The organism is Alteromonas sp. KUL106 (assembly GCF_009811415.1).
Taxonomy (GTDB): Bacteria; Pseudomonadota; Gammaproteobacteria; order Enterobacterales; family Alteromonadaceae; genus Alteromonas.
In genome coordinates this window covers 1-4,640 of record NZ_BLIG01000064.1, presented here as the reverse complement: position 1 = coordinate 4,640, position 4,640 = coordinate 1, and the positions used below count along the sequence as shown (strand labels likewise).

7 protein-coding genes are annotated in these 4,640 nt (G+C 40.2%); 6 read left to right on the top strand and 1 reads right to left on the bottom strand.

The window, feature by feature from the left end; translation table 11 throughout:
* The first annotated feature begins 37 nt into the window (after window positions 1-37).
* The 5 genes from GVO63_RS19140 to GVO63_RS19120 all read left to right on the top strand — a co-directional run bounded on the left by GVO63_RS19140 (window position 38) and on the right by GVO63_RS19120 (window position 2,909).
* Window positions 38-442, top strand: coding sequence for a hypothetical protein (locus tag GVO63_RS19140; protein WP_159582026.1), 405 nt, complete (start codon window positions 38-40; stop codon window positions 440-442).
* Between the two features lie 125 nt (window positions 443-567).
* On the top strand, window positions 568-981 hold the full coding sequence (locus GVO63_RS19135; RefSeq protein WP_159582024.1) for a hypothetical protein: 414 nt from the start codon (window positions 568-570) through the stop codon (window positions 979-981).
* 114 nt (window positions 982-1,095) lie between these two features.
* Window positions 1,096-1,554 (top strand): VOC family protein, encoded by a 459-nt coding sequence (locus GVO63_RS19130; RefSeq protein WP_159582022.1) that lies wholly within the window; start codon window positions 1,096-1,098, stop codon window positions 1,552-1,554.
* Between the two features lie 137 nt (window positions 1,555-1,691).
* The gene (locus GVO63_RS19125; protein WP_159582020.1) at window positions 1,692-2,336 is read left to right on the top strand and encodes a hypothetical protein; all 645 of its coding nucleotides are present in this window, start codon (window positions 1,692-1,694) and stop codon (window positions 2,334-2,336) included.
* 123 nt (window positions 2,337-2,459) lie between these two features.
* Window positions 2,460-2,909: a DUF4265 domain-containing protein gene (locus GVO63_RS19120; RefSeq protein WP_159582018.1), complete on the top strand. Its 450-nt coding sequence runs from the start codon at window positions 2,460-2,462 to the stop codon at window positions 2,907-2,909.
* 27 nt (window positions 2,910-2,936) lie between these two features.
* Here GVO63_RS19120 and GVO63_RS19550 read toward each other — a convergent pair whose 3' ends face one another.
* On the bottom strand, window positions 2,937-3,887 hold the full coding sequence (locus tag GVO63_RS19550) for an IS110 family transposase (RefSeq protein ID WP_201281936.1): 951 nt from the start codon (window positions 3,885-3,887) through the stop codon (window positions 2,937-2,939).
* A 346-nt stretch (window positions 3,888-4,233) separates the two neighbouring features.
* Between GVO63_RS19550 and GVO63_RS19110 the strand changes: the two genes are divergently transcribed.
* Complete coding sequence (locus GVO63_RS19110; RefSeq protein ID WP_159582016.1) at window positions 4,234-4,530, top strand: hypothetical protein; 297 nt, start codon at window positions 4,234-4,236, stop codon at window positions 4,528-4,530.
* The last annotated feature ends 110 nt before the right edge of the window (window positions 4,531-4,640 follow it).

Sequence of the window (4,640 nt, the reverse complement as noted above, 5' to 3'; positions counted from 1 at the left end):
GCCCCATATTTGGAAGTTATATGCTTAGAGGAAATTGATGCGCAAGTTTAATGAATTACTAATCCTCTTAGCTGCTTGCGCTACGTTCATGGATTTCTTCTACATTCCTTTTAATTCTAAGAATGGTCCGTTATCGCCATTTATAGTGCCAACTCTTTTATGTGTTCTTTTACTCGTTGCTTTCCTAACCTCAAAAAAAGATATCCGCTTAGCTTTTAGTAAAATCATTATGGGGTATTGCTTATACACTGCTGCTTTTGTAGGTTTCATGGCTCCAATTTTCACGTTGGTTATATGGGCATTTTCAGATAATGTAGATTTTAGTACCGGCTTAAGCTCTTTTGGTTATGCAGCAATAATCCAAGTTATCTCCGGCTTTGCATTCGCCTTAGCCGGGTTCATATCATTCAAGCAGTGGGAGCGCTTATTAGCACGCACATAACAAAAAAATTAAGTTCGCCCGCTGAGCGGGCTGGGACGCATACATGCGGGGCGGCTTCGCCATTATGCCCCGCATGCCTGCGCCCCTTATTTAAAAGTTATACGCTATGAGCATCAAGGATAGAAATGCAGCTTAAAAAACCTAAGTATCTTCTCATTACTCAAAAATTAGGGCTTAAGTTACCACTAATTTGGTGTGGTTCAGCATTTTTAATCGGCGTGTTTACTCAAGAAATAGCAGCTGCAATCTTCATTTCATTCTCATCTTTTTTGTTAACTTGGCTTATTTGTAAACTTTCAGGCTTTTTCTTAAGTTTCCAAGAACACAGCGGCATTCTAAATAATCATATTTACGATAACGTTTTAAAAGCAATTTGGTTTATAGCCTTGTTTTGCCTCGTAGTGAATTTCTTTAAATCTCTACTCTTAAAAACAGGAAGTGAAGCATTCTTGGGCTGTGTATTTTCAATCGTTTATTTTGCCTTTATGCTTTCTGCATCAAACCGCTGGGGTATGCACTTCGTTGAAAAACGCGTATAACAAAAAAATTAAGTCACTCACTTCGTTCGCTGGGACGCATACACGTGGGCTGCTTCGCATTTTAGCCCACGCGTCTGCGCCCCTTATTTAAAAGTTATGTGCCAGGGAAATTTTATGTATAAAGGTTTTAAAGCATTGGTGTTTGCAACGGTCTTTTTTGCGACACTCTTTTCTAATGCAACTCAAAGTAAGGATGTAAAAATGTCTGGCCCAGCTCAGAATGGTGTTCTCATTTACTCAAGCAACTTGCCTCACCTTGCAGAGTTCTATGAACAACTATTTGGCATGCGTGTTACCAGAGAGACTCAAGATTTTATCAGCTTGGATAGAGATGGCTTCAATCTCATTATCCATGTCCCACCTTTCGATATACCTCAAGACTCCTTTAGCCCAATTAAATTATTTTTGTCTGTTGAAAATATGGAAGCCACAAGAGAAAAAGCAGTCAACTTGGGCGGCAAGGCCTTCGATGGCGAGTGGGCAAATCCAATATTCAAAGTCTCCAACATAGCAGACAGAGAAGGCAATCATATACAGATCAGGGAGTTCAAAAATCCCAACAAAGGCTTATAGGTTGGTTTGTGGTCAAGGCACATAACAAAAAAATTAAGTCGTTCCCGCTGGTCACTGGGACGCATACACGTGGGCTGCTTCGCATTATAGCCCACGCGTCTGCGCCCCTTATTTAAAAGTTATACGGCAAGGATTCTATGAAGCAGGGAGTTATATTAGTAGTTATGGGAATACTTTCAATATTTGGTTCAAAAGCAAATGCATCAGTTGAAGCTGATTTTTGGAAATGGTTTCAAAAGAATGAAGATATGCTCTTTAATTTTGAAAAAGATACTGAAAATACTTTTGATAAATTATCTTTAGCACTTTCTAAAGTAGATCCAGAGCTTACTTTTGAGTTTAGTCCTATTCGCGAAAATGGTAAAAGAGAGTTTGTTTTAAGCGCAGGTGGTATAAAAAAATCCTTTCCTTCGGTTGAATTACTATTTAACTCAGCACCTGAATTAAAACAATGGACAATAGTAAAATTTCGTCCTAGAAGAATCCCACTGAACGATCTTACTTTTGGCGGTGTATCAATTAAAGCTGATGATGTTTATTACAATATATATAAAGACGAAGATAAATTGGGCATCGTATTGTTTTTTGATAATTACAGCGATAAAGAACACACAACTTATGGCAACCTTGGTTATCTCTTTTTAGATGAAGCTCTTGGTGAATATGACGTTGAAACCAAACTGGGTTTTATTGAGTTCCATAATAAAAGTTCAGAGCATTTTGATGGTGCTAAACCAATTAGAGAGTTAGCAACTCAAGTTGATGAGTATTACGGTAATTAGTGGTAATGCCGCATAACAAGTCATTTAAAAGGACAAAAAACAGTTGGCCATGCTCGTGCCTAGCTGATTTTGGCCAACAATTTTTTGCCTCTTAATGAGGCGTTATGTTTCTCGGAAGATATTTTGGAAAATTTAGTAAAAGTCAGCATTACGCTGACATCGAATAACATTCAAAATGCCAGTACAGAAACTATGTGGGCAGAGCCTCTGGGTAACGATCTCTACAGACTCCAGAACTCGCCGTTCGCAGCTTATGGTTTTAGCTATCTTGATGTTGTAAAAGCGATAGGTAACGAAACTCCCGAGGTTGTAGAAATTGTTGAAAGCTCAGGTCACTCAACTTATCGAGTACTGTTAGAAGCTGGAGTTCTAGAAAGCGATAGATTTGGTCAATATTGGCAGAAACTTGAAAACATTGGTTGTACTTTTGAAGGCTCCCAGTCAAAGTTATTAAGCATTGATGTACCACCTTCAACCGATATATTTGCCGCTTATTCAGTTTTAGAATCAGGTGAATCTGCGGGAGTGTGGGAGTTTGAAGAGGCAAAGTGTGCTCATAGCACCGAAACATAACAAACGACTATGGCGTCAACCTTGAATTTAAACTGCTTTTTCTTCCCACATGACGCCATCTCTTACCATTGAATTTAATATTACAACCATCTTTCTTACACAGGCTATTATCGCCACTTTTTTCGGTTTTCCTGCCTCAACTAGACGTTCGTAGAACGTTTTAAACTTCAGATTACATTGCATCGCAGACATCATTGCCATAAAAAGAACTGTACGGACTTGATGCCGGCCTCCCTGTGTAACTTGTTTACCTTTGTACTTTCCACTTTCTTTGCTCATTGGTGCAACACCAACTAGCGCAGCGACTTGTTTACTATTCATTAAACCTAGCTCTGGCAAGTAGCTTATTAGCGCTGCTGCCGACACTTTCCCTATTCCAGGCATGCTCTGCACAAGCTCACTCTTCGCACTATAATCTGGGCAACTTTCTATAAGCTCTGCTAACTCATCGTTCATCTTTTCAATGTGCTTTTTCAATATCACTATTATCGCTTTGATACTCGACTGGACTGATTTCGGCATGATCTGAAGACGATTCTTTTCTTTGGTTTGCATTTCTATCAACTGATTTCTTCGTCGTACGATATCTGCCATCTTCTGCATATTCTCTGACTTTAGCGTCGACAGTTTTGGCTGTATCACTTCGCCGAACTGAGCTATTAAAGCGGCGTCCAGTTTATCCGTTTTAGCTCTTCGTCCTATCGCACCTGCAAAGCGCTTAACATGAACTGGATTGACGACACTGAACGGTATGTCAGTCTTGGCACAAGCAGCGACAAATTCAGCTTCATAACGTCCCGTTGACTCGATAACTACACGCTCGATGTCGAGCTTCCGCAGACGTTTTATCGCCTCGCCAATGCCTTTCTTGTTATTACTGACTTTGAAATATTCGTTTAATGGACGAATATGAATATCGAGAAAATCCTTTCCGGTATCTACGCCTACGTTTATGTTTTGCACTACGGTTTTATTCATAATAAGCTAACTCTGGTTTGCTAAATGCGAGCTCGGGGCCCAGTCGACTATTCGAGTATGTTGCTTGGAGTACCGTGTAGCGTTCGAGTTTGTTATCGGTCTCTCTATTGAGGATCCACTCAATCGCCGAACTACTACACAGCCAACTTTGGTTGCAGCCAAAGTCTGGGCCTCACTTTACCCATCTTCGAAAAGGAATGTCGTGTATTTAGGGAAGAATTATCCATACAAAAAATTAAGGCACTCACTTCGTTCGCTGGGACGCATACCCGTGGGCTGCTTCGCATTTTAGCCCACGCGTCTGCGCCCCTTATTTAAAAGTTAGAAGTGCCAGAAGGATCTGCAAATGTCTTATTACAACTCCACTATTTTAAAGACCGCTGCAAAAGTCTCTTTTTTACATATTTCTTGGCTTGTTGCCCTAATTGGTATTCCGATTGTATTTTTTAGGGATGGCTTAGACTTAGTAGAAAAGTCATTATTGTTTAGTGGATTATTATTCTTTTTCTGGTTTGTATATTTACTTTTTTGCATTGCATTTCATAGGCTAAGTATGCGAAATGAACATAACAGATTTGGCTACCTTGCAAAGGATGATCTCGAAAAAGGCAAAGAAGTTGGTACACATTTGGAGGGTTGGTAGCATGGCACTTCTAACAAAACGCTCAAGCTCACTCCCTCCGGTCGCTGGGACGCCTATACGCGGGGCGGCTTCGCCATTATGCCCCACGCATCTGCGCCCCTTAGCTTAAA

Bases quoted from the DNA above. Each gene is read 5' to 3' on its own strand.
- GVO63_RS19140 (WP_159582026.1), top strand. From the start codon at position 38: ATGCGCAAGTTTAATGAATTACTAATCCTCTTAGCTGCTTGCGCTACG.
- GVO63_RS19135 (WP_159582024.1), top strand. From the start codon at position 568: ATGCAGCTTAAAAAACCTAAGTATCTTCTCATTACTCAAAAATTAGGG.
- GVO63_RS19130 (WP_159582022.1), top strand. From the start codon at position 1,096: ATGTATAAAGGTTTTAAAGCATTGGTGTTTGCAACGGTCTTTTTTGCG.
- GVO63_RS19125 (WP_159582020.1), top strand. From the start codon at position 1,692: ATGAAGCAGGGAGTTATATTAGTAGTTATGGGAATACTTTCAATATTT.
- GVO63_RS19550 (WP_201281936.1), bottom strand. From the start codon at position 3,887: ATGAATAAAACCGTAGTGCAAAACATAAACGTAGGCGTAGATACCGGA.
- GVO63_RS19110 (WP_159582016.1), top strand. From the start codon at position 4,234: ATGTCTTATTACAACTCCACTATTTTAAAGACCGCTGCAAAAGTCTCT.